Below are 24,699 nucleotides of genomic sequence, written 5' to 3'. Positions count from 1 at the left end.
ATATTGTCCTGTGTCGGTTCCCGCGGCGCGGTCTTATACTGCCGCGTACCGCATCCCGACCGTTATTGCCCGATGTCGTCCGACCGCTCGTCGCTGCTGCCCGCGCTCACGCTGCGGCAGGTCCAGCACTTCGTCGTGCTCGCCCACGCACGCAGCTTCACGCAGGCCGCGCAGGCGCTGTCGCTCACCCAGCCCGCGCTCACCGCGTCGATCCGCCAGATCGAATTCCTGCTCGGCGGGCGCCTGTTCGCGCGTACCGCGCATCGCCTTACGCTCACCACCGCGGGCGAAGCCGTGCTGCCGCTCGCCGAACGACTGCTCAACCAGGCCCGCGGCACCTTCGACGACATGACGCGGCTCATCGGCGAACGCATTCAGACCGTGCGCATCGCGTTCATCCCGTCGGTCGCGGGCCGCCTGCTGCCCGCGCTCAACACGCTGCGCGGCACGCGTCCGACGCTGCGCTTCACGCTCACCGACCTGCCGAACAGCGCGCTCGTCGAAGCCGTGCGCGACGGCGTCGCGGATCTCGGCATCGGCGTGCGCGAGCCGGACAGCGACGACGGCACGCTGCGCTACCAGCAGCTGTTCGAGGACGAGATCGTGATCGTCGTGCGGCACGACGATCCGCTCGCCCGCGCGAAGAGCGTCACGTGGGCGAAGCTCGTCGATCGCGAGCTCGCGGTGTTCGTGCGCGGCAGCGTCAGCGAATCGCTGCATCGCACCGGCGGCGCCGGCAAGTTGCGCCTGAACGTCACGTACCGGATGGAATACACCGAACCGCTCTACGCACTTGCGCGCAACGGCCTCGCGACCGCCGTGCTGCCGAGCCTCTACACGATGCATCTGCACGATCCCGAACTCGTCGCGCTGCGCGTGGACAAACCGCGCGTCACGCGAGCGATCTCGCTGATCTCGCTCGCCGCCGACGATCGCGGTCCGCATGTGCGCGCGTGCCGCGAGTGGATTGCAAAGCACATCTGATCGCGTTCACCGCGCGGCGCCCTGCGCGCTGGGCTCAAGGCAGCTTCGCGATGCGCTCGACGAGCGTCGCGTAGAAGCGGTCCGCATCGACCTCGTTGATCCACGTTGCATTCGCCGCACGGCCGCTGCGCCCGTTCCAGTCGACGATCGTCTCGCCGAGCGTCCACTGGCCGGTCGTCTCGACCACCACGTTCACCTTGCGCCCGCCGAACAGCGTCGGATCGACGAGATAGCCGACGGCCGTCGGGTCGTACATCGGCGCCTCTTCGACGCCGCGCCGCTTCTTGTTGTATGCGAGCTCGGCATCCATGATGTCCGCGACGATCGCGCCGCAGCGGTTGCCGAGCGCGCGGAACGGCGCGACGCGCGCCGGCGTGATCGGCGCCTTCACCGCGACGTCGCGCGGCAGCACGACGATCGGCACGCCGCTGCCGAACACGACTTCGGCCGCCTGCGGATCGACGTAGATGTTGAACTCGGCGGCCGGCGTGATGTTGCCGCGCTCGAAAAACGCGCCGCCCATCAGCACGATTTCGCGCAGCGCGCCGCGAATCCGCGGCGCCTCGACCAGCGCGGTCGCGAGGTTGGTCAGCGGGCCGAGCGCGCACAGCGTCACGCTGTTCGGCGCCGCGCGGCTCAGCGTATCGACGAGGTACGACACGGCGTGGCCGGCAGCAAGCGGCGCGCGCGGCTCGTGCAGTTCGACGCCTTCGAGCCCCGTCCTGCCGTGCACGTTCGCGGCCGTCACGAGATCGCGCACGAGCGGGCGCGGGCAGCCCGCATAGACCGGCAGCGTCTTCGTGCGGCCGGCCCAGTCACGGATGATCCGCGCGTTGCGTTCGGTCAGGTCGAGCGGCACGTTACCCGCGACGGCCGTCAGCGCTCGCACGTCGAGCCGGTCCTGCGCGCCCAGCGCGAGCAGGATCGCGATGGCGTCGTCCTGCCCCGGGTCGGTATCGATGATCACCGTGCGGCGCGCAGCGTCGCCGCCGGCCGCGAACGCGCCCGCCTCGGGCAGCAGCGCGGTGCCGGCCAGCGCGGCGGACAGTTTCAGGAAGGTGCGGCGGGATGCGATCGGATGAGTCATGGTCGGGCTCTCGAGAAAACGCCGGGCCGCCCCACGTTTTCCTGCCTCCGGGGGGCCAGGCGCGAGGCGGCAGGATTGGGGGCGCTCAAAATACGTGCCGGACGCCGAGCGTCGCCATCATCTGGCGCGTGCCGGTCGAGCGCGCGTACGCGAAGATCTGCGCGTGGTCCGCGTCGCCGGCCGCCTGCTGCGCGATCACCGTCAGCGCGACGTCGGTGCGTTTCGACAGGAAGTAGTCGGCCTGCAGGTTCACCTGGTGCCATTTCGGACGCTTGTCGATCACGTCGTACTTGCCGTTCGTGAACGCGTACGCGGCGCCGAGGAAGAGCTGCGGCGTCATCGTGTAGACGACGTTCACCCCCAGGTTCTGCAGGTGCAGATGCGAATTGTCGAGGTAATCGTAGCGCACGTCGGTGAACATCGCGGCGAACTGCGCGCGGCCGATCGTGTAGAAACCGCCCGTGCCCGCGATCCGCTGCCGGCTGGCATACGCGGCCGGCGACATCGCGCTCTTGCTGAAGATCAGCAGCGGCGACGCATAGTCGTTCGCGATCGCGCCGTCCTGGTTCGTCGCGCTGTACGGATGGTTGTACTGCGCATAGACGGCGCTCCAGCGCAGCGCGCCCTGCTCGTAGCCGAGCCCGAAGCTGTACGCGCTGTTGTTCGCGAAGCCGGTCGCGTTGCTGAAGCCGTACAGCGCGGTGAATTTCAGGCCGTAGTAGACGGGACTCACGTACTTCACCGAGTTCTGCACGCGGATGTCGTTGTAGCCGTTGTCGTTGTCGCCGATGTTCACGCCGTTGCTCGCGATGATCACCGGCCCGATGTAGTCGTGGATCGCATCGTACTGGCGGCCGAACGTCAGCGAACCGTAGGTGCGGTCGGCGAGGCCGACATAGGCCATGCGCCCGAACTCGCGGCCGTTCTGCGCGGCCGTGCCCGTCATCACGTTGAAGCCGTTCTCGAGCTGGAAGACCGCGGACAGCCCCTGCCCCAGATCCTCCTTGCCCTTCAGCCCCCAGCGCGGGTTCTGGTTCGTGCCGGACAGCGCCTGCCAGGCGTTCTTGCCGCCCTGGTTGGTCGCGAACCCGACGCCGGCCGAGATGAGACCGTACAGCGTGATGCTGCTTTGCGCACCGGCATGGGTCGCGAAGGCGCCGAGCATCGCGAGCGGAGCGAGCTTGTAGAGAGTTTTCATGCGGGTCGTGTGGTCGGTGGTGGGCCAGGCGCGGCGGGGTTCCGCGAAACTGGACTCGACTATACGAACCCGGATCGGATAATAAAAGTTTGCTTTTCTTATGTATTAATAAAACGGATTTATTCTCATCCCTGCATTCCCTCCGCGTTCGGCGGCCGGCGATCAGTCCGCCGTGTCGCCGCCCTTCGGCACCTTCGACCATGCGTTGCGCCCCGGCATCGGCGCCCAGGCCGGGCGCGCCTTGCGCGCGCTGTCGATCACGACCAGATAACGACCCGCGATCGGCGTGATGTCGCGATCGCGCGGCAGCACCCACAGCGACTTGCCGGCTTCGACACGCGCCTGGTAATCGTCGTCGAGCAGGCCGTGGCGGTCGAAAAATGCGTTCAGCGACGCGGGAATCCGCACGCAGCCCTTCGAATGCCGGATGCCGAGCAGCGCTTCGAGGCGGTCGGGATCGGTCGCATGCATCTGGAAGCGCATCGGCGACACGCCGCCCTTGCCCCAGCCGCGTTCTCCGTCCACCCAGCCGAAGTCGTAGATGCGCATGTCGCGGCGGCCATAACCGCGAATGCCGTTCTCGTTCGTCGTGCCTTCGGCGCGGAAATCCATGTTGTCGGGCGAGTGATGGAACACGCCGAGCGGCGTCAGGAAATGGTCGTACTTGCCCGGCAGCCCCGTGCCGACCGGCGAGGCGCCGATCATCAGCCACGCATTGGCCGGCGTGGCGCGGAAGTAGATGAACAGCGCCTGCACGTTCGGTGCGCGGTCGACCATCGCGACGTATTCGCCGGCGAGGTCGCCGAGGTCCGCGTCGACGAGCGCCTTCTGGAGCCGCTCGCCGTAGGCGCGCTGTTCGCTCGCGGGCACGCTCAATCGGCGGGTGACTTCCTGCGTGAAGCGCTTGCGCATGTCGACGGCGCGCGCCGTCGCGTTCTTCGCTTCCTCGGCCGATAGGGGCGGATGCCGGCGCGGCGGGGTCGGCGCGGGGGCTTCGGCCTCGCTGGCGGTGGTGGCGGATGCAGCCGATGCGGGTTCGGCTGTAGAAGCTGCGGAAGAAGCGCCGGAAGCGGCCGATGCCGCGCTGGCCGGCGCTGCATGATGCACGTGCGATGCCGCGGGGGCGGACGGTGCGGGCGATGTACCTGGCAACGCATGCACGGACGAGCCCGGGTGCGCATGAGAAGCCGTCGACGCGGGCGATGCCACTGATGAGGATGACGGAGCAACGGACGACGAAGCGTCGGATGCGGCGAAGGCAGGCAACCCGGCAAGAATGGAAACGGGCAGCACGACAGCGAGCGACGCATACGCGGCGACTGTGCGGGTACGACGGCGCGACTTCGAAATTCGCCGCGACAAGCTGGAAAGCATCATACGTTCGAAGCCATCGGCCGATCCGGCCGCCGCGTGGTGCTGTTGCGAGCGGCGCATCTTCCGCGCAAGCCATCGACACGTCTGGCGCATCATGCGCGCCCGGCGCCGACGCCTCTTCGCGGCGGAGCCGTTCGCTGATGCAACGCGTGCGGTCCGATGGCGGCTAATGAGTCGTCAGGCCCTTCATTTTACGCGCCGACGGAAGAATCGGCAGCGACGGAAGTCGTGGTTTGGCGGTGGATTTGCGCTTCGTCACGCTTTGTTTCAACTCGTTGCCGTTTGCGGCTTCGTTGCGTGTCACGCTTGTGGATTCGGCGGTTCGGCGCGTTCGATATGAAACGACTCCCCGTCAAATCAATTTGCATGCCAAATCATCCCGGCGACGCGTTGTCCCCATCGAAACCGTATTGCACGCATGTCGCACAAACGAAGCGACACGCGTGCGTACCTGCCGACTACTTCGAAATGGTTTCGAGCGCGATGCCCTTCGTGCGCGGGCCCATGAACCCGATCGCGACCATCACGATCACCATCGCGCCCGCGATGAACGCGAACACGCCGAACGTGCCGAAGCCTTTCAGCACGGCCGCGATCACGAACGACGAGAAGATCGCCGAGAAGCGGCTCCACGAATAGACGAAGCCGACTGCCCGTGCGCGGATCGACGTCGGGAACAGCTCGGCCTGGTATGCGTGGAAGCTGTACGACATGATGTTGCTCGCGAGCGTGAGGCCAATGCCGAGCACGATCAGGAACGCGCCCACCGTCGTCTGGCTGAACAGCAGCCCGCAGACGACGATCGCCGCCGCCATCGCGACGATCACCGACTTGCGCTCGAAGCGGTCGGCGATCACGAGGCCGATCAGCGGGCCGATCGGCGCCGCGAGCGCGATCACGCTCGAATACATCAGGCTCGACGTGATCGTGATGCCTTGCTTGATCAGCAGCGTCGGCACCCAGTTCGCGAAGCCGTAGAAGCCGACCGTCTGGAACACGTTGAAGATCGTCATCATGATCGTGCGGCTGCGATACGGCTGCACCCACATATCGCGGAAGCTGCCGCGCGGCGGCACGGGTTCGGCCGGCGCGGGCGGCGGCAGCGGCCGCCCGTATTCGGCTTCGACCTTCGCCTCGAGCGCGCGCATGATGCGGTCGGCTTCGTCGACGCGCCCCTGCTGCGCGAGCCAGCGCGGGCTTTCCGGCAACTCTCGGCGAATCCACCACACGAACAGCGCGCCGTGCGCGCCGATCAGCACGACCCAGCGCCAGCCGTCGAGGCCGAGCGGCGCATGCGGCACGAGCAGGTACGCGAGGAACGCGACCACCGGCACCGCGACGAAGCCGACCGCCTGTTCGCACGCGAACGCGCGGCCGCGGATCTGCTTCGGCACGAGCTCGGAGATGTACGTGCCGATCGTCACCATCTCGACGCCGAGGCCGAGACCGACGACGAAGCGCCAGAAGTTCAGCCCGGCCGCGGTGTCCTGGAATGCCATCACGACGTTGGCGACCGTGTACCACAGCAACGACCACGTGAAGATCGCGCGGCGGCCGAAGCGGTCGGCAAGGAAGCCGCATGCGATCGTGCCGATGAACAACCCGGAGAACAGTGCGGCGATGAAGCTCGCGACGCCCGTGGTGCCGAACAGGCCGTGCGTCGTCGCCGACAGGATGCCGCTTTTCACGAGCCCGGGCGCGACGTAGCCGCTGTACAGCAGGTCGTAGAGTTCGAAGAAGAAGCCGAGGCTCAGCAGCACGACGAGCTTCCAGACGCTGCGGGTCGGCGGCAGGCGGTCGAGGCGCGCCGAGATGGAGCCGGGGTCGATCGCCGCGGGGCGGGCGGCGCCTGCTGCCGTGAGCGGGTCGGGCTGGGTGGATGCCATGGTGGCGAGTCTCCGGATTCTTGATTGTCGTTGGCGCCAGCAGAGGGGAACTGGCGAGCGGCTTCGCGCATTTTAGCGAGGCGGGGGGCTGAGCACATCAATCAATTGACGCACGGGCGCATCGGCCGCATTGGAACAGATGTAGCGAGCCGGTTCGTTATAGCTGGCTGACCGGGCACAACGTCGAACAAGATTCCCTATCGTCCAATCGACGTTGCCAGAAGCGGCCGCGCCGTGAGGCGCATGGGCGCCAGTACGGGCGGAAATGGAATCACGCCGATCAGGTTGATCGCGAGTCCGAGATAGTCGAGCAGTTCGCCGCCTCGCTTGCGGATGATCGAGACGATGTCGGTGAGCGCATCGACCAGCGCCATCAGGTTGTTGAGCACCCGAATCATGCTCGCGACCGTTTTCAATCGATCGACGTCCACGTAGCCATGCGTCACGCTGATCAGCCACGCGTTGAAACCTTCACCGGATGCGACGACGTCGTCCGGATGAACATCGGTCAGCCATGCTCTCAGGATTTCTTTTCGTTGTTCGTTTTTCGCCGCGCGGCAGGCGGCCCACCCTTCTCATGTCCCGGACGCCTGCCAGCGACCCGCGGCATTTTACCGACGATGAAGCGACAGGAAAATGAAAGCTCAGCATCGGCAGCGTATGCCGCCATGACTCGCGCCCCAATTAGCACGAACCGCCGTCGGGCCAACTTCATGTAAATTTCGTAACCATCTGTCCGGCCGCCTGCCGCGGCTGAACGACAACATCGCGCGGTTTCGGACGCGATTCGGTCGGCACACCCTTAACAAGACAGGGGCGAGCAGGATTTCCCGCGGTCGGCCCCTCCTGCCCGGCGCCGAAACGTCGCCCATGCGGATTCGGAAATCGATGGCCCGCGCCCCGGTAACATGCAGTCGGGCCAACCACCGGCTTCCGGCTGCTTTTCGGCATCCGGCATTGTCGGCAAATCGTAAGAATCCATGTTCATACAACGACTATCCACGTACGCCTGCCGAATCGCGCTGATCGCGCTGCTGCAGTTCGCGGCGATCGCAACCGCGTCGGCGTTTCCGGCGGCCGCTTCGGCCCCGGGCGCAAGCGGCGTCGGCGCCCCCGTCCCGGCCATCTCGCTGAACGACGCCATCGCGCAGCTCAAGCAGATGCAGGTCGAACTGGACCGCATCAAGCAGCAGACCTCGACGACATCCAACAGCAAGGAACTGGACGCGCTCGACGACTCGGCCCAGGAGCTGAGCACCGACATCGCGAAACTGCAAAGCGATCTCACGCCGCAACGCGCGCAGATCCAGGCGCAACTCGACGTGCTCGGGCCGCCGCCTGCCGAGGGCGCCGCGCCGGAAACGGCGGCCGTCGCCAAACAACGGGCCACGCTCGACGCACGCAAGACGCAGATCGATGCGGCGCTGAAGCAGGCGGCCGACCAGAAGGCCAGCCTCACGAACCTGACCGAGCAGTTCGCGAAACTGCATCGCAGCCTGCTGAAGAACCAGCTCGCGTTCCGTTCGGGCAGCATCTTCAGCGCGCAGTTCTGGCTGCCGCTGTTCCACCTTTCGCCGGACGATCGCCAGCGGCTCCAGGATTTCGACGACGAGCTGCTCGACATGCTGCATTCGTCATGGGTACCCGGGCAGCGGGCGCTCACGACGGTGCTGCTGATCGCCTCGTTCGCGGCGTGGCTCGGCGGCCGCCGGCTCATCGAGCGCGGGCTCGCGTGGATCGCGCTGAACCGTCTGCCGCCCACGCGCCTGCGCCGCAGCGCGCTGGCGCTGTCGACCGTGCTGTCGACGTTCCTGGCCACGGCCATCGCCGTTCAGATCCTCTACCTCGCCGTCGCGCGCCGCTACGAGCTCACGCCGTCGCTGACCGATCTGTGGGACCAGTTCGCGAAGCTCGCCGCAACCTGCGCGCTGATCGCCGGACTCGGCCGCGCCCTGCTCTGTACGAAGCATCCGTCGTGGCGACTGCCCGCGCTCGCCGATCCCGTCGCGCTCGCGATGAAACCGTTCCCCAGCATCCTGGCCGCGCTGCTGCTGGTGTCCGGCACGCTCGAATCGATCAACCGGATCGTCGACACGAGCCTGTCGGTCACGCTGTTCGGCCGCGGCATCGTCTCGCTCGTCGTGGCGCTGACGGTCGGCGCGTCGCTGTTGCGCGCGAACCGCGCACGCAGCGCGCTCGCGGCGGCCGGCGAAGCGCCCGAGCAGCGCTCGACGCTCGCGGGGCTGATCCATGCGGGCGTCACGCTGGCGATCGTCGTATCGTTGATCGCACTCCTGATCGGCTACATCACGGTCGCACGCTTCATCACGTACGAACTCGTGTGGTTCGAGATCGTGCTGTGCGCGACCTACATCCTGATCCAGCTGACGCGCGATGCGAGCGAAAGCCTGTTCTCGTCGGGCCTGTCGACGGGCCAGCAGATCAAGCACCTGTTCGCGCTCGAGGACCGCCACCTCGATCAGGCGCGCACGGTCCTGTCCGGCTTCGGCACGAGCCTGCTGATGCTGATCGCGGCCATCGCGCTGGTGACGGGCGGCTTCGGCACGACGCCGGGCGACCTGCTCGACAGCGCGGTCGCGATGATCGGCAGCCAGCGGCTGCAGAGCCTGAACATCATGCCCGACCGGATCCTGAACGCCGTGATCGGGTTCGCGATCGGCTTCTACCTGCTGCGCTCGCTGCGCCGCTGGCTCGACAGCGAGTTCATGCCCGCGCTCGGCATGGATACGGGCATGCGCGTGTCGCTGATCACGCTGTTCACCAACGTCGGCTACGTGCTGCTCGTGCTGATGACGCTCGGGCTGCTCGGCGTGCGGTGGAGCAACCTCGCGTGGATCGTCAGCGCGTTGTCGGTGGGGATCGGCTTCGGCCTGCAGGAGATCGTGAAGAACTTCGTGTCGGGGCTGATCCTGCTGACCGAGCGCCCCGTCAAGGTGGGCGACATGGTCAGCATCGCGGGCGTCGAAGGCGACATCCGCCGCATCAACGTGCGTGCGACCGAGATCCAGCTCAGCGACCGCTCGACCGTGATCGTGCCGAACTCGCAACTGATCTCGCAGAACGTGCGCAACGTGACGATGGGCAACAGCACGCAGGGCGTCGCGACGCTGGTGCTGACGTTCCCGCTGAACACCGATCCCGAGCAGGTGCGCGACCTGCTGCTCGACGCGTATCGCGAGCATCAGGCGATTCTCGAGAAGCCGGCGCCGTCGGTGACGTTCAGCCAGCTCACGCCGGACGGGATCACGCTGAGCGTGACGGGCTACGTGTCGAGCCCGCGGATCGCGAGCTCGACGAAGAGCGACCTGCTGTTCGAGATCCTGAAGCAGCTGCGCGCGGCGGGGATCACGCTGTCGAGCCCGCAGATGCTGGTCGTGCAGAACATGCCGGCGGCGGAGCAGTGAGCATCGCCTGAGCGGGCTTGTCATCGACGATGGCGCCGCCCGCGCCGAAACACGAAGGGCCGGTCACCGCATCCGCGGCAACCGGCCCTCCTCACTCGTACATGGCGCCCATTCGGGCAACCGACGTCAAACGTCGAACTTCACGCCCTGCGCCAGCGGCAATTGCCGGCTGTAGTTGATCGTATTCGTCGCGCGGCGCATATAGGCCTTCCACGCATCCGAACCCGACTCGCGGCCGCCGCCCGTTTCCTTCTCGCCGCCGAACGCGCCGCCGATCTCCGCGCCGCTCGTGCCGATGTTCACGTTGACGATCCCGCAATCGCTGCCCGCCGCCGACATGAACTGCTCGGCCTCGCGCATGTCGTTCGTGAAGATCGCCGACGACAGCCCTTGCGGCACCGCGTTGTGCAGTTCGATCGCATCGTCGAAGTTGTCGTAGATCATCACGTACAGGATCGGCGCGAACGTTTCGCGCTCGACCACCGCCGACTGCTTCGGCATCCGCACGATTGCCGGACGCACGTAGTACGCATCCGCATGACCGACGTCGACGCGCTCGCCGCCCTTCACTTCGCCACCCTGCTCGCGTGCATCGGCCAGCGCCTTCTGCATCGCGTCGAACGACGCACGATCGACCAGCGGGCCGACCAGCGTGCCTTCTTCCAGCGGGTTGCCGACCTTCACCGACGTGTAGGCCTTCTCGATGCGCGGCAGCAGTTGCTCGACCAGGCTGCGATGCACGATCAGGCGGCGCAGCGTCGTGCAGCGCTGGCCGGCCGTGCCGACCGCCGCGAACGTGACCGCGCGCACGACGAGATCGAGATCCGCGCTCGGCGCGACGATCATCCCGTTGTTGCCGCCGAGTTCGAGGATGCCGCGCGCGAGACGCTGGCTCAGCACCTTCGCGACTTCCTGGCCCATCCGCACGCTGCCCGTCGCGCTGACGACCGGCACCTTCTTCGACGCCGTCAGCACCTCGCCGACATCGCGCATGCCGAGCACCAGCTGGCTCAGTTCCGCCGGCGCGACGCCCGGATGAGTCTTCTCGAACTCGCGGATCGCCTTCTGGAGCAGCACGTGGCACGCGATCGCGGTGAGCGGCGTCTTTTCCGACGGCTTCCACACGACCGAATCGCCGCACACGAACGCGAGCGCCGCATTCCATGCCCACACGGCAACCGGGAAGTTGAACGCCGAGATCACGCCGCACACGCCGATCGGGTGCCACGTTTCCATCATCCGGTGGCCCGGGCGCTCGGATGCGATCGTCAGGCCGTAGAGCTGGCGCGACAGACCGACCGCGAAATCGCAGATGTCGATCATTTCCTGCACTTCGCCGAGGCCTTCCGACGTGATCTTGCCGGCCTCGAGCGTGACGAGACGGCCCAGTTCGGCCTTGTGCTCGCGCAGGACATTGCCGAACACGCGCACGAGTTCGCCGCGCACCGGCGCCGGCACCGTGCGCCACTTGAGGAATGCGTCGTGCGCGGCATCGATCTTGCGCTCCGCGTCGGCCGGCGTGTCGACAGCCAGCGTCGCGAGCGTCGCGCCGTCGAGCGGCGAACGCGCGGTCAGCGCATTGCCTTTCCACTGGGCGAGATCGATATCGAGCGCGGCAAGAATGTCGTTGAATTGCATCACTTCCTCTTCAGGGACAGATTGATCGGTGCGGCGGCAGCGCCGCCCGCGTGATTCGATTGGAGCGCGTTCGCGCGCCCTGTGCAAGCGGATGCGCCGCGTGGCCGGCCCGGTGCGCCGCGTACGGCGCATCGCGCCGCGCCGCCGCCGGAAGCCCGGCCGGACGGCGCGCCCCAGCCTCGCGAGGCACGATCCATGAAACACATTGTCGGTGGCCACAAGTCGGGCCGCTATTGATATTAACTCACGACTTCATTCCCAAAACGCAACACCCTGGCAGGAAGAACGCGTGCGCTCCCGTCCCGATACGAGACTTTTCCAAGGCTCGTGACCGGGCCACGGGACGCGTCCCGACGTGGCGCGAGTTGATGACAAAGCTGCATCACCCTGTTCGGAAATATCGTTTGCCGCCCGTACATCGGGCACCCACAATCGGGGCGGCGTCGAGGTGCCATGCACCCGGCGCGCCGCCGGCCGCCATGACAAGCGGCCGGACGCCCGACGAAGGCGACACGCCCCGCGGCCCGGCTCATCGGGCCCCCGGCGGCCCGTTTCGCACCGCATCACCGCTGCCCCGGCCCGCGTCCGGCAACGCGTCGCGCTTCGTCACCGAAAAAACAATCCCGGAGACAGCGCCCAGCGCCCGCCATGCATTCAGACGCCCGCCCCGATTCGCCCCGTCCGTCCGGCTCGCCGCCCGCGAAGCCGTCCCTTCACCGTGCGCTGCAGGCCCGTCATCTGCGGATGATCGCGATCGGCGGCTCGATCGGCACGGGCCTGTTCGTCGCATCCGGCGCGTCGATCTCGCAGGCCGGCCCCGGCGGCGCGATGATCGCGTACATGGTGATCGGCCTGATGGTCTATTTCCTGATGACGAGCCTCGGCGAAATGGCCGCGTTCATGCCGGTGTCGGGCTCGTTCGCGACCTACGGCGCGAAATTCGTCGACGAAGGCTTCGGCTTCGCGCTCGGCTGGAACTACTGGTACAGCTGGGCCGTGACACTGGCGGTGGAACTCGTCGCCGCGCAGCTCGTGATGCACTACTGGTTCCCGCATGTGCCGGGCGTCTGGTGGAGCGCGCTGTTCCTCACGCTGATCTTCGCGCTCAACGCGTTGTCGGTGCGCGGTTTCGGGGAAGCCGAATACTGGTTCGCGCTGATCAAGGTGCTGACGGTGCTCGCGTTCGTCGGCGTCGGCCTGCTGATGATCTTCGGGATCATGCAGGGCGGCCCGAGCGCCGGCTGGAGCAACTTCACGATCGGCGACGCGCCGTTCGCCGGCGGCTGGGCAACGATGCTCGGCGTCGCGATGATCGCGGGCTTCTCGTTCCAGGGCACCGAAATGATCGGCGTCGCGGCCGGCGAATCGGAGAACCCGCGCACGACGATCCCGCGCGCGGTGAGCCAGATCTTCTGGCGCATCCTGCTGTTCTACGTGCTCGCGATCTTCGTGATCGGCGTGCTGATTCCCTACACCGACCCGAGCCTGCTGAAGAGCGACGTGACCGACATCGGCGTAAGCCCGTTTACGCTCGTATTCCGCCACGCGGGCCTCGCGTTCGCGGCCGGCGTGATGAACGCGGTGATCCTGACGGCCGTGCTGTCGGCCGGCAACTCGGGCATGTACGCGTCGACGCGCATGCTCTACACCCTCGCGACCGAAGGCCGCGCGCCGAAGATCTTCGCGAAGCTGTCGCGGGGCGGCGTGCCGCGCAATGCACTGTATGCGACGACCGCCGTCGGCGCCCTGTGTTTCTTCACGTCGCTGTACGGCGACAAGACCGTGTATCTGTGGCTGCTGAACACGTCGGGCATGGCCGGCTTCATCACGTGGCTCGGCATCGCGGTCAGCCACTACCGGTTCCGCAAGGGTTTCCTGAAGCAGGGCTACCGGCTCGATCAGCTGCCGTACCGGTCGAAGTGGTTCCCGTTCGGCCCGCTGTTCGCGTTCGCGCTGTGCGCGGTCGTCGCGCTCGGCCAGGACTACCAGGCGTTCCTCTCCGACAAGATCGACTGGGCCGGCGTCGCCGCGACCTACATCGGCCTGCCGTTCTTCGTCGCGATCTGGCTCGGCTACGCGCTGGTGCGCAAGTGCCGCCTCGTACGCTACGAAGACATGGAGATCGCGCCGTGGATCGAACGCAACGCCACGCCAGAAGCGGCCCCGCAGGCCGACATCGGCTACGCGGGCTACGTCGCGCGCCCGGCCAACCCGACGCCGGGCGCCTGAAGCCTGAAGCCTGACGTCACGCATTGCGCCGGCTGCCGCCCGAGCGCGGTGGCCGGCGCCCTGACAAGCGCCATTCGACGCGGCGCACGCGTTCAGGCAAGATCGACGCGCGCCGTCCGTTTTCCCGTCGTCACGAATCAACGAAATCGCATGCAGAACTTCTACGAAGCCACCGTTACCCGCCAGCCCTACCCGCAACTGACCGGCACGATCGACACGCAGGTCTGCATCGTCGGCGGCGGCCTCGCCGGCCTGTGCACGGCGCTCGGCCTCGTCGAGCGCGGCGTGCGCGACGTCGTCGTGCTCGACGGCGAACGGGTCGGCTTCGGTGCGTCGGGCCGCAACGGCGGCTTCGTGTTCGGCGGCTACAGCCTCGACAATGCCGACCTGCTGCGCACGCTCGGCCGCGACGAAGGGCGCCGGCTGTACCGGCTCACCGTCGATGCGGTCGACCTGATCCGCGCGCGGATCGCCCGCTACGGGATCGACTGCGACATCGTCGACCAGGGCGTGATGCTCGCGAACTGGTTCGACGATCCGTCGCGGCTCGACGGCGTGCGCACGCTGATGAAGCAGGAACTCGGCGTCGACTGGGCACCCGTCCCGACCGGCGCGCTGCGCGAGCGGTTGAAGACGCAGCGCTATTACGGCGGCCTGTTCGAGCCGAACGCCTTCCACTTCCATCCGCTCAAGTACGTGCTCGGCGTCGCGGCGGCCGCCTCGCGCGGCGGTGCCCGCGTGTACGAACGCTCGGCCGCGCTCGGCATCGCGCGCGAAGGCGCCGGGTACGTCGTGCGCACGGCGCAGGGCGCGGTGCGCGCGAAAGACGTCGTGTTCGCCGGCGGCGGTTACGCGCGCGGCGTGTCGCCGCGCATCGAGCGCGCGGTGCTGCCGATCGCGACCTACGTGATCGCGACCGAGCCGCTCGGCACGCGGCTGCCCGACGCGATCGACGCGCCGTACGCGATCTACGACACGCGTTTCGCGTTCGACTACTACCGGCCGCTGAAGGACACGCGCATCCTGTGGGGCGGCCGGATCTCGGTGCTCGACCGCGGCCCCGATGCGATCGCGCGCCTGCTGCGGCGCGACCTGCTGCGCGTGTATCCGCAACTGGAAGGCGTGAAGGTCGACTACGCGTGGGGCGGGCTGATGAGTTACGCCCGGCACAAGATGCCGCAGATCGGCCGCGACACGGACGGCGTATGGCACGCGATCGCGTTTGGCGGCCACGGCATGGCGCCGACCACGGTGGCCGGCGAAACGCTCGCCGCCGCGCTGGCCGAAGGCCGGCCGGTGCCGGACGGCTTCGCCGCGTTCGGGCTCACGCGTACGTTCGGGCTGGCCGGCCTCGCCGCCGCGCAGCTCACGTACACCGCCTACCAGGCCCGCGACGCGCTCGCATCCTGCCGCCGCCGAGCGGGCGCGGCGGCCGAAACGGCCCCGCCGGACGGCCTGGCCGATTAGAGCGGAAGGTCGGCCGGGCGGGCATTTCCCACATGCTAGAATGCCTTTTCCTAGCCGCCGCGAACCCAAAACAAAGTCACATGAAAGCAGGAAGCAAGGCCGCCACGTCCGACACCCGAGCGCTTGCGTCCGAAGCGCGGCGCAAATACGATCCCGAGCAAACCAAGCGCAACATTCTCGACGTCGCCACGCAGGAATTCTCCGCGATGGGCCTCGCCGGTGCGCGCGTCGACGCGATCGCCGAGCGCACGAACACGACGAAGCGCATGCTCTATTACTACTTCGAAAGCAAGGAAGGCCTGTACGAGGCCGTGCTGGAGAAGGTGTACGGCGACATCCGCGCGCTCGAGCAGGAACTGCACGTCGGCGACATGGAGCCGCGCGAAGGCATGCGCCGCCTCGTCGAATTCACGTTCGACTATCACGACAAGCATCGCGACTTCGTCCGCCTCGTGTCGATCGAGAACATCCACGGCGCGAAGTATCTCGAACAGCTGAAGTCGTTCAAGAACCGCAACGTCAGCATCATCAAGACGCTCGAGGAACTGGTCGAGCGCGGTGCGGCCAGCGGCGCGTTCCGCAAGGACATCGATGCATTCGACCTGCACCTGCTGATCAGCTCGTTCTGCTTCCACCGCGTGTCGAACCGCTACACGTTCGGCGCCGCGTTCGGCCGCGATCCGTCGGCGCCGCGCCTGCGCACGCGGCATCGCGACACGATCGCCGACGCCGTGCTGCGCTACGTCGCCGCGTAAGCGGCGGCGGCCGGCCGGGGCACGCACCTGCCGTGCCCTTCGCACTTCGGTGCGTCAGTTGGTCGGCGCGGTCGACGCCAGTGCGATCCGCGCCTTTTCTTCCGGGCTTCCCTGCACGTAATACTTCCTCGCCCAGCGCGAATCGGGCGCGAGCGCGAGCCGCGCATGCGCGCCCGTCCCCGCGTCCGGGCCGTGCCGCTGCGCATCGATCGCCAGCGCCCGTGCGCGATAGTGCTCGTAAAGCCGCAGGAATTCCGCGAGATAGATCGCCGCGACCCGCGTGTCGCGGATCTCGAGCAGGTTCTCGTCGTTGTACTGCTCGGAATTGCGGCTCATGTTCGCCGAGCCCGTGTACACGACCGGATTCGCGCCTTCCGCATCGATCACGATGAACTTGTGATGAATCACGACGGGCGGAAAGGCCGGCGCCGGCTCGCCCGGAAAGAGCCGCAGTTCCGGCGTGAAGCCTGGCGGCACGGTGGCCGGCGAGAAATACGCGGCATCGATCACGTCGCGGTTGTCGCGGCTGCGATGGTACAACTCGAGGTTCGCGAGCGTGGCCGCATCGAGCGTCTGGCCTGCCTGCCGCGCGGTATCGGCCTTCGTCGCGCTGCCGACGCTGATCCGGTTCACCAGCCCGAACATCATCAGCCCGCGGTCGCCGGCCGCGAAACAGGCATCGCGCAGCGCCGCGTCGGTCGGCATGAACAGGCAGAACGACACCGAATGCTTCGCAGCCGCGATCGCGGCGACGATCGTGTCGATCTCCGTACGCTGCCCCGCCGGCTCCGGCGAAAACGCGACGCGCACCTGCGCGCTGCCGATCGTCATCGGCGCCGACCAGCCCGATGTCAGCTGCGCCGTCTCGGCAATCGAAGGATTGCTCGCGAGCGCATGCGCGCGGTCGTTGTACAGCGCGGCGAGCACGGACGAGTCGAATGCGTGCAGCACGTTGGCCTGCTCGGTCAGCCCCTCGGTCGTGAAGTTCGCGGAACCGGTCAGCACGCGCGCGGGCGCGGGGTTCGACGGCGCGTCGGTCACGATGAACTTGTCGTGCATGATGTGCGTCCTGTCGCGCGGCGCGAGCGTCGCGAGGCCCTGCAGCGCGTCGACGGCCGGCTGGTTCGGCGACGGCAGCGGCGGCTTGCCCTTGCGCGCCGTCGTGTGCGCGTCGTAGACGATCGCGAGCGACGCTTCGCCGTGCTTGCGGCCGAACGCTTCGAATGCGGGCAGCGCCCACAGCGTGTCGGTCAGGTGATAGACGGCCGACGCCGCGCGCGACGCCGGGTCGAGCATCTCCGCGAACACCTGCTCCATGTCGTTCGCGAGCCACGTGCGCAACTTCAGCGCCTGTGCGTCGCTCGGCGCCTCGTTCGGCGCGAGACCCAGCGCCGCGACCTGCCTGGCAAACGCCTGCGAGCTGACCACCGCGCGGTTGAACCACGTGCCGATGCCGTCCTCGATGTGCGCGGGCAGCACGACGTCGCATACGCCGGCCTCCGCGTCGAGCACCTGCAGGTTCGCCGGCGTGCCGACGACCGGATAGACGTCGTAGCGGAACGATGCATCGCGGTCCTGAGGATCGATGCGCGCATCCCACCACATGAATTTCTGGATCGGCGCCTGATCGGTCGGCGCATCGCCCTGCGTGTCGGCGGCCGGGCCGTCAAACGTCAGGCGGTTCGGCAACCAGCTGTCCGACGCACGCGTCTTGCCGTCGGCCGACCAGAAGCCCGGCGTGCGCCGGATCGCGAAGCCGAGGAAATCGGGCCGCGCCGCCGCATCGGGCCAGTCGAAGGCCAGCAGGACCAGGGTGGGGGAAAGATAGCTGCGCACGCTGACGGTCATTCATTGCTCCCTGGCCTGACGGCCGGTCGAGGTGAATGGGTCAGTGTCGGCGGCGGTTCTTCCCGTGGAATGACGCTTCGATGAACCTTGTATGTCGGACGCGCGTCAGTCGCACACGAGCAGTTCGATTCCGCGCGCGGTCAGCGCACGGCGCACGGCCTTGTCGGGCGCGCGCTCGGTCACGAGATAGCGGGCGGCGGCCGTGCCGTTGATGCGCACCGGCGTCACGCGGCCGAATTTCGAATGGTCGGCGACGATGATCGCCGTGCCGGCCGCCGCGATCATCCGGCTGCGCACCTCGGCCGCGAGCCGCGAGTAGTCGGTACATTCGCCGTCGGGCGTGATGCCGCCGGCGCCGACGAACGCGAAATCGACGTGGTATTGCGCGAGCTGGTGGATCGTGTCGAGCCCGAAGGTCGCATCCTCGTCGTCGGACAGCTCGCCGCCGAGCAGCGTCACGCGGTTGCCGTTGCGCCGCGCGAGCACGAACGCGGTACGCCAGTCGTTCGTGTAGATCGACAGCCGGTGCCGGTCGGTGAGCGCGAGCGCGACCGCATGCGGCGTGCTGCCCGAATCGATCAGCACCGATGCATCGTCGGGCACGAATTCGGCCGCGCGCCGCCCGATCGTGCGCTTCGCTTCGGCATTCGCGGCTTCGCGCTCGGACAGGCTCGGCTCGCGGCGATCGGCGGCCAGCGCGCCGCCGTGCGTCATCACGAGCAGGCCGCGCGCGGCCAGCGCATTCAGGTCGCGCCTTACCGTCTCGCGCGACACGTCGAGCGAACGGACGAGTTCCGCGACCGACAGCGCGCCCGACCGCCCGAGCTCCGACAGGATGTATTGATGACGTTGTTCCGCCAGCATCGCGTGTGCGCCCGAGGCGACTGTAATGGGTGAGCCGGCCATTGTATTACGGCCGTTTGACCGGCATTTGACGGCGGCAGGAAACGGGGCCGGCCGCGTTTCCCGAAAGCGAAATTCTGTATTGCCTCATGCGCGCGAATCGGCGCGACGCCGGTTGCTACACTCTGCGTTTCGCCGAATGACGGATCAAGCAAAGGGGCTCGCGCCATGTATCGCAAAGGCAGTGTGATCGAAATCCAGTTTCCGCCCGAACGCCTCAACGACGCGGCCGGCGATCCGTACTGGATCGACCTGACGCTCGACGAGGCACGCCGGCTCTATGAACAGCTCGCCGCGCGCTTCGCGACGGATGCGCGCGCCAACCAGCCGCTCGACACGTTCTCGATCGACTGATCCGGCCGATCGCCGCGGCTTCACGCCCGGCATGAGTGCAGGATTCGACAAGACGCCGGCCCCGCTTCCCCCGATACTGGCCGACTTTCCGATTCTGTCCGGCCAGTTCGTGGCCCGTTACGCATGCTTACCTCGATCGTCGCCGCCGCGTTCGTCGCGCTGTGGTCCACCGGCTTCATCGTCGCGCGGGCCATCAAACCCTACGCCGATCCCAACCTGTTCCTGCTCGCGCGCTTCGCCGGCACGGCCGCGCTGTTCGGCGTCGTGGCGCTCGCCGCGCGCGCACCGTGGCCGGCCCGCCGCGAATGGCCGCGCCATCTGATCGCGGGCGCGCTGCTGCAGGGCGTCTATCTGGGCGCCAGCTACTGGGCCGTCGCGCAAGGATTGAACGCGGGCGTCATGGCACTGCTCGGCGCACTGCAGCCGCTCGCCACCGCCGTGCTCGCGGTCCCGCTGTTCAACGAGCGCCTGCCCGCGCGCGGCTGGCTCGGGATGGCGCTCGGGCTCGTCGGCGTCGCGCTCGTGCTGGCGCCGAAGGTCGCGGGCGGCGTCGCGTCGCCGCCGGGTGCGGCGCCCGAGTGGCTGGTCGTCGCCGTATCGGTGCTGGCGGTCGGATCGATCACGGCCGGCTCGCTGTACCAGAAAGGCAAGCTCGCGCAGAGCGACCTGCGCACGGCGGTGGCCGTGCAGAATTTCGGCGCGGCGATCGTCGCGGCCGGCTTCGTCGCGCTGCTTCACGAAACCCGCTGGATCGGCGCGCCGGCGCTGTGGGTGTCGCTGGTGTGGGGCGTCGTGTTCCTGTCCGGCGGCGCGGTCACGATGCTGATGTGGATGCTGCGCCGCGGCAACGCGGCGCGCGCGACGTCGCTGCTGTTCCTCGCGCCGCCGCTGGCCGCGCTGCAGGGCTACTGGCTGTTCGGCGAAACGCTCGCGGCGATCCAGCTCGCCGGCTTCGCGCTCGCGCTGGTGGGCGTCGTGCTCGCGCGGCGCTGACGCCGGCCATCCGGCGCGCATCCCGTCGGCGGGGCGAGCGCGCATGCCGTTCGCCCGGCATCCCGCACCCGCCCGGCGCACCGTGCACCACGGCGACGCAGTGCGTCTCGCCGAAGCAACGCGAAGCCTCCGGAACGCACGCCCGGCGCGGCACCGCGCCGCGATTGCGCTTATGATGGGCGCCTTGCATTTCGTTCCGGAACTTTCTTCATGACATCCGCCGATTACGCCAGCCGCCAGCGCGCGATCATTGCCGAACTGAACGTTGCCCCGCACTTCGACGCCGAGGCCGAGATCGACCGCCGCATCGATTTCCTCGCGCACTATCTTCGTTCGACCGGCCTGCGGTCCTACGTGCTCGGCATCAGCGGCGGCGTCGATTCGTCGACGGCCGGCCGGCTCGCGCAGCTGTCGGTCGAGCGCCTGCGCGCCGACGGCTACGATGCGCGCTTCATCGCGATGCGCTTGCCGAACGGCGTGCAGAACGACGAAGCCGATGCCCAGCGCGCGCTCGCGTTCGTGCGCGCGGACGAGGTGCTGACGGTCGACGTGAAGCCGGCCGCGGATGCGATGCTGCGCTCGCTGGTCGCATCCGGCCACGCATTCGACACGCCGGCGCAGCAGGATTTCGTGCACGGCAACATCAAGGCGCGCGAACGCATGATCGCGCAGTACGCGGTGGCCGGCGCGCGGCGCGGCATCGTGATCGGTACCGACCATGCGGCCGAGTCGCTGATGGGTTTCTTCACGAAGTTCGGCGACGGCGGCGCGGACGTCCTGCCGCTCGCGGGCCTGAGCAAGCGGCGCGTGCGCGCGGTCGCGCGTGCGCTCGGCGGCGAGGAAACGATCGTGATGAAGGTGCCGACGGCCGACCTCGAGGAACTGCGTCCGCTGCGGCCCGACGAGCACGCGTACGGCGTGACCTACGACGAGATCGACGATTTCCTCGAGGGCAAGCCGGTCGAAGACCGCGTGTACGAAACGGTGCTGCGCTTCTTCGACGGTTCGCGCCACAAGCGCGCGCTGCCGTACACGCCGTTCGACTGGCGGCCCGCGTAAGCCGGCCGCCGCAACCGGCATACCGCGCGCGAGCCGTCGAGGCCGCGCGCGGCACGCCCACCACGGGCAGCGCTATGCGTGCCCGCCCGCCTTCTTCGCCTGCAACGCGCGAATCCGCAGTCGCGCACCCGTATCGCTGACCGTCGCGTCGTACATCGTCGCGAGGTCGCGCTTGAGCGCGGTGCGCGAGCCGCCGTCGAGATACACCATGTGCCCCGACGGATAGAACCGCGCCGACAGGTTCTGCCGCACCTTCGGGTCCTCCAGCGGCATCTGCTGCAGGTCGATCACGGTCTGGTAGAACGGCGTGACGAAATCGTACAAGCCGTTCGCCGACAGCACCTTCAGGTCGACGTTCAGCGCCATCACCGCGGCGAGATCGCCGGCCGTATAGAGAATCACGTTCCCCTGCGCATCGATGCCCTGCTGCGCGCCGGTCGGGTCGATGTGGCCGAAGTCCCAGTTCCGGAACGCCTGGTCGTTCAGGTCGGTGAACGCGGAATTCGACGTGAACTTCAGCTGCTCGTTCAGGTAGCTGTTCCACATCGCCGTATAGACGCCCGTCACGGCCGTCATCGTCGGATCGTTGCCGCCCGAATTCGGATCGATCTTGCCGGCGATGCCCGACGAGATTCCGGTCACGCGGCCGTCGTACGAACCGAGCGCGAGCCCCTGCGCATGCAGCAGCGTCGTCAGGAACAGCGAATTGCCGCGCGTGTCGTAGCCGGCGATATCGAGGCTCCACGATTGCAGCGTCGCCGCATCGATGCCCGTGTATTGCGACAGTTTCTGCACGGCCGCCGGATCCGCATGCGGAAGCGTGCGCAGCGCCTTCAGGTAGTCGGTGCGCGCGAACTGCGCGACCTCCTCGACGAACGCGCCGAGATCGGTCGGCGCGGGCGTGACGCCGAGCTTCTTGTGATACCACGCGTCGGCCGCGGCGGTCGGCAGCGCGCCGACCGGGTTGCCGGCCTGCCGGTAGTCGAGGATCGACGACTGCAGCGTGACGCCGTTCAGGTCGACGCCGTCCTCGTGCAGCTTGTACGCGAGCACGCAGCTGCGCGCTGTGCCGTACGATTCGCCGAACAGGTACTTCGGCGAATTCCAGCGGTTGTTCTTCGTCAGGTAGCGCTTGATGAACTGCTTCAGCGAATCCGCATCCTGGTCGACGCCCCAGAAATTGCGGTTCTTGTTCGGCGCGACGGCCGCCGAATAGCCGGTGCCGACCGGATTGATGAACACCAGGTCGCTGTGGTCGATCATGCTGTCCGGGTTGTCTTCGATCTGGTACGGCGCGGGCGGCGTGAAACCCGGCATCGACGTCTTGATGCGCTTCGGCGCGAACGAGCCGAGCAGCACGAACACCGACGACGAACCGGGGCCGCCGTTATAGAAGAACGTCACCGGGCGCGTTTCTTCCTTCGCGCCGTCGGCCGTGAACGCCACGTAGAAAAGCTTCGCGGCCGGCTGCGAACTGCTCGGGTCGACCGTCACGAGATGGCCGGCCGTCGCCGTGTACGCGATGCGCTTGCCGTCGATCAGGATGGTGTGATGCGTGATCGCGGCCGCCTCGGTCGTGTCGGTCACCGAGTCGTCGGGGCCGTTGCCGTACGCGACCGGGTCGAAGAACGGCTGGTCGCGGCCGTGGCTCAGCGCGACCGGGTTGACGGTCGGCGGCACGCCATGCGAATTGTGGTCGCCGTGATGCAGCGGATACACGCCGCCGGAAGATGCGGAATCGATGCCCATCGTGCTGCTCCTGGAGGTGAAAAAAGACGCGGGCAGGACACCCGCGTCGAACGGAAAGGCGTGGGCCCGCGCGTCAGCTCGACGGCTTGCGCGCGAGGATCGCGGCGAGCTGCGCGCCGTTCGGGCTGCCGAGCCCCGTGCACGCGTCCCAGCCCGAAGCGGCCGCATAGGTGCCGTTCGATCCTTTCGTGATGTCGCGCAGCGCGCCCGGATGCTTGTACAGCACCGGATTGACCCAGCCGGCCGACGCGCCGGCCGCCGCATTGATCCGTGCGATCAGCGCGGCCCACAGCGGTGCGACCGCGCTCGTGCCGCCCATCACCGCGGCGGTGCCCGCGACCGATACCTCGTAGCCCGTCTGCGGCGACGCATCGCCGGCCACGTCGGGCACGCCGCGTTTCGCGAGCGGCGTGCGGCTGCCGTCGGCGAGCGTCACGGCAAGCCCCTGCTGCCACGCCGGCACGTCGAACAGCGTGCTGACGCCGCCGCCGCCCGCGCCGCCGCCGGCCGCCTCGTCGTTCCACGTGACCTCGCTGCGGATGCCCTGCCCCGGCGGCGCATCGAGCTGCGTGCCGCCGCAGCCGAGCACGTACGGGCTCGACGCGGGGAAATCGACGTGATCGGTGCCGTCCTGCAGCCCGTCGCCCGAGCCGCTGTCGCCCGACGCCGCGCACACGGTAATGCCCTGCGCGGCGGCCGCCTGCAGCACGCGGTTGAACGCCTGCGCCGACTGCGCCTGCCAGATGGCTTCCGGGCCGCCCCAACTGATCGAGATCACGGAAGGTTGGTTGGTCTTGTCGGTCACGGCCGCGTTCACGGCCTGGATGAAACCCGCGTCGCTGTTCGGCGCGAAGTAGATGGCGAGTGTCGCGGCGGGCGCGATCGCGCCGGCGATCTCGATGTCGAGCGCGACTTCGCCGTCCGGGCCGTTCGGGTCGCCGGTCGGCGCATTGCGGCCGGTGCCGACGTTCACGTCGACGAGCGTCGGCGGCGTCTTGAGCCCGAGCCCGCGGAAATATTGCTGGATGTCGGCCGCGCGATAGCCGCCGCCGAGTTCGATGATCGCGATGCATTGGCCGGCGCCGTCACCGGCCGGAAAATCGTACAGCGACGCCAGCTGGACCGGCGTAAACGTCACGCCCGCGGCACCGCGCGCAGGCTTGAACGGCGGACGAAACCGGAAATGCGGCCGCGCCTGCGGGCGGCTGTCGAGGCCGAGCACGGCCGTGACGGCGTCACCGAGATCGTCGGGTAGCGCGATCGGGCCCGAGCGGCCGCGATACTGGCCGATCGACCGATGCTCGAATCGTTCGAGCTTCACGCCGAATGCGGTTTCGAACTGTGCGATCGTCCCGGACAGCACGACGACGCTCTCGACCGGATCGACGCGATCGACCGTCAGCTGATGACGATGCGCGAAATCCTCGGTCTTGCGAATGTCGTCGGGATTGGCGGAGAAACGCTGCGCGAACGCTTCGCGCGACAGCGGCTTCGCCTGTGCGTCGCCGGTGGCGAGCTGGTGGACCAACGTATCGAGTTGCCCTTCTTCCTGCCGCCGCAACATGATCGTGACGTGGATGCGTTCTGCCGGATCGCACGCGCCGAGACATTTGGACTCGGCGACGATTCGGGGTTCACGGTCGGCGTGAAGATGCCTTGCCATGTTCAGACCCTCCTTGGTACCGCGTTGCACGGAACAGCCAGGAAATCGGACACAGCCGGCGGAAGTCGGTTCCGTTCGGTCAGTCGA

General features: G+C 67.9%; 18 protein-coding genes. 8 read left to right on the top strand and 10 right to left on the bottom strand.

Annotated features, from left to right (window positions below; translation table 11 throughout):
- The first annotated feature begins 72 nt into the window (after positions 1–72).
- Entirely contained in the window at positions 73–984 is a 912-nt protein-coding gene (locus HWX00_RS14425) for a LysR family transcriptional regulator (RefSeq protein ID WP_034190603.1), read from the top strand.
- Between the two features lie 34 nt (positions 985–1,018).
- Here the strand turns inward: HWX00_RS14425 and HWX00_RS14420 are convergent, their stop codons facing one another.
- From HWX00_RS14420 to HWX00_RS14400, 5 genes are all read right to left on the bottom strand, one after another.
- The gene (locus HWX00_RS14420) at positions 1,019–2,071 is read right to left on the bottom strand and encodes a nucleoside hydrolase (RefSeq protein WP_175028841.1); all 1,053 of its coding nucleotides are present in this window, start codon (positions 2,069–2,071) and stop codon (positions 1,019–1,021) included.
- Positions 2,072–2,156: 85 nt separating this feature from the next.
- Positions 2,157–3,269, bottom strand: coding sequence for a porin (locus HWX00_RS14415; RefSeq protein WP_034190605.1), 1,113 nt, complete (start codon positions 3,267–3,269; stop codon positions 2,157–2,159).
- A gap of 162 nt (positions 3,270–3,431) precedes the next feature.
- The gene (locus tag HWX00_RS14410) at positions 3,432–4,736 is read right to left on the bottom strand and encodes a hypothetical protein (protein WP_175028845.1); all 1,305 of its coding nucleotides are present in this window, start codon (positions 4,734–4,736) and stop codon (positions 3,432–3,434) included.
- Between the two features lie 365 nt (positions 4,737–5,101).
- Entirely contained in the window at positions 5,102–6,529 is a 1,428-nt protein-coding gene (locus tag HWX00_RS14405) for an MFS transporter (protein ID WP_175028840.1), read from the bottom strand.
- Between the two features lie 197 nt (positions 6,530–6,726).
- Positions 6,727–6,975 (bottom strand): hypothetical protein, encoded by a 249-nt coding sequence (locus HWX00_RS14400; RefSeq protein ID WP_226194313.1) that lies wholly within the window; start codon positions 6,973–6,975, stop codon positions 6,727–6,729.
- Positions 6,976–7,509: 534 nt separating this feature from the next.
- Here HWX00_RS14400 and HWX00_RS14395 point away from each other — a divergent pair.
- Complete coding sequence (locus HWX00_RS14395) at positions 7,510–9,954, top strand: DUF3772 domain-containing protein (protein ID WP_034190609.1); 2,445 nt, start codon at positions 7,510–7,512, stop codon at positions 9,952–9,954.
- A 126-nt stretch (positions 9,955–10,080) separates the two neighbouring features.
- Here HWX00_RS14395 and amaB read toward each other — a convergent pair whose 3' ends face one another.
- The gene (gene amaB, locus HWX00_RS14390; protein ID WP_049033787.1) at positions 10,081–11,592 is read right to left on the bottom strand and encodes an L-piperidine-6-carboxylate dehydrogenase; all 1,512 of its coding nucleotides are present in this window, start codon (positions 11,590–11,592) and stop codon (positions 10,081–10,083) included.
- A 648-nt stretch (positions 11,593–12,240) separates the two neighbouring features.
- On the opposite strand from amaB, the gene HWX00_RS14385 reads away from it, so the two are divergent.
- From HWX00_RS14385 to HWX00_RS14375, 3 genes are all read left to right on the top strand, one after another.
- A complete protein-coding gene (locus HWX00_RS14385; RefSeq protein ID WP_175028839.1) occupies positions 12,241–13,821 on the top strand; it encodes an amino acid permease in 1,581 nt (526 codons plus the stop codon).
- A gap of 150 nt (positions 13,822–13,971) precedes the next feature.
- Positions 13,972–15,288: an NAD(P)/FAD-dependent oxidoreductase gene (locus tag HWX00_RS14380; RefSeq protein WP_051701047.1), complete on the top strand. Its 1,317-nt coding sequence runs from the start codon at positions 13,972–13,974 to the stop codon at positions 15,286–15,288.
- Between the two features lie 80 nt (positions 15,289–15,368).
- On the top strand, positions 15,369–16,043 hold the full coding sequence (locus HWX00_RS14375) for a TetR/AcrR family transcriptional regulator (RefSeq protein ID WP_034190612.1): 675 nt from the start codon (positions 15,369–15,371) through the stop codon (positions 16,041–16,043).
- A 54-nt stretch (positions 16,044–16,097) separates the two neighbouring features.
- Here HWX00_RS14375 and HWX00_RS14370 read toward each other — a convergent pair whose 3' ends face one another.
- Positions 16,098–17,891, bottom strand: a complete 1,794-nt coding sequence (locus HWX00_RS14370) for a phospholipase D-like domain-containing protein (protein ID WP_175028838.1) — start codon at positions 17,889–17,891, stop codon at positions 16,098–16,100.
- Positions 17,892–17,996: 105 nt separating this feature from the next.
- Complete coding sequence (locus HWX00_RS14365) at positions 17,997–18,755, bottom strand: DeoR/GlpR family DNA-binding transcription regulator (RefSeq protein WP_034190614.1); 759 nt, start codon at positions 18,753–18,755, stop codon at positions 17,997–17,999.
- A gap of 207 nt (positions 18,756–18,962) precedes the next feature.
- On the opposite strand from HWX00_RS14365, the gene HWX00_RS14360 reads away from it, so the two are divergent.
- The 3 genes from HWX00_RS14360 to nadE all read left to right on the top strand — a co-directional run bounded on the left by HWX00_RS14360 (position 18,963) and on the right by nadE (position 21,200).
- A complete protein-coding gene (locus HWX00_RS14360; protein ID WP_006480515.1) occupies positions 18,963–19,148 on the top strand; it encodes a hypothetical protein in 186 nt (61 codons plus the stop codon).
- Positions 19,149–19,271: 123 nt separating this feature from the next.
- A complete protein-coding gene (locus HWX00_RS14355) occupies positions 19,272–20,141 on the top strand; it encodes a DMT family transporter (RefSeq protein ID WP_124610000.1) in 870 nt (289 codons plus the stop codon).
- Between the two features lie 210 nt (positions 20,142–20,351).
- Entirely contained in the window at positions 20,352–21,200 is an 849-nt protein-coding gene (gene nadE, locus HWX00_RS14350) for an ammonia-dependent NAD(+) synthetase (RefSeq protein WP_034190616.1), read from the top strand.
- A gap of 72 nt (positions 21,201–21,272) precedes the next feature.
- Here nadE and HWX00_RS14345 read toward each other — a convergent pair whose 3' ends face one another.
- A complete protein-coding gene (locus tag HWX00_RS14345) occupies positions 21,273–22,949 on the bottom strand; it encodes a S10 family peptidase (RefSeq protein ID WP_069706721.1) in 1,677 nt (558 codons plus the stop codon).
- A 73-nt stretch (positions 22,950–23,022) separates the two neighbouring features.
- Positions 23,023–24,612, bottom strand: coding sequence for a S53 family peptidase (locus HWX00_RS14340; protein ID WP_175028837.1), 1,590 nt, complete (start codon positions 24,610–24,612; stop codon positions 23,023–23,025).
- Between the last annotated feature and the right edge of the window lie 87 nt (positions 24,613–24,699).

It is taken from the genome of Burkholderia seminalis DSM 23518 (assembly GCF_902832885.1).
In the GTDB taxonomy this organism is placed as follows: domain Bacteria; phylum Pseudomonadota; class Gammaproteobacteria; order Burkholderiales; family Burkholderiaceae; genus Burkholderia; species Burkholderia seminalis.
Note: the sequence above shows the minus strand (reverse complement) of the source record. Positions and strands in the feature narration are given on the sequence as shown.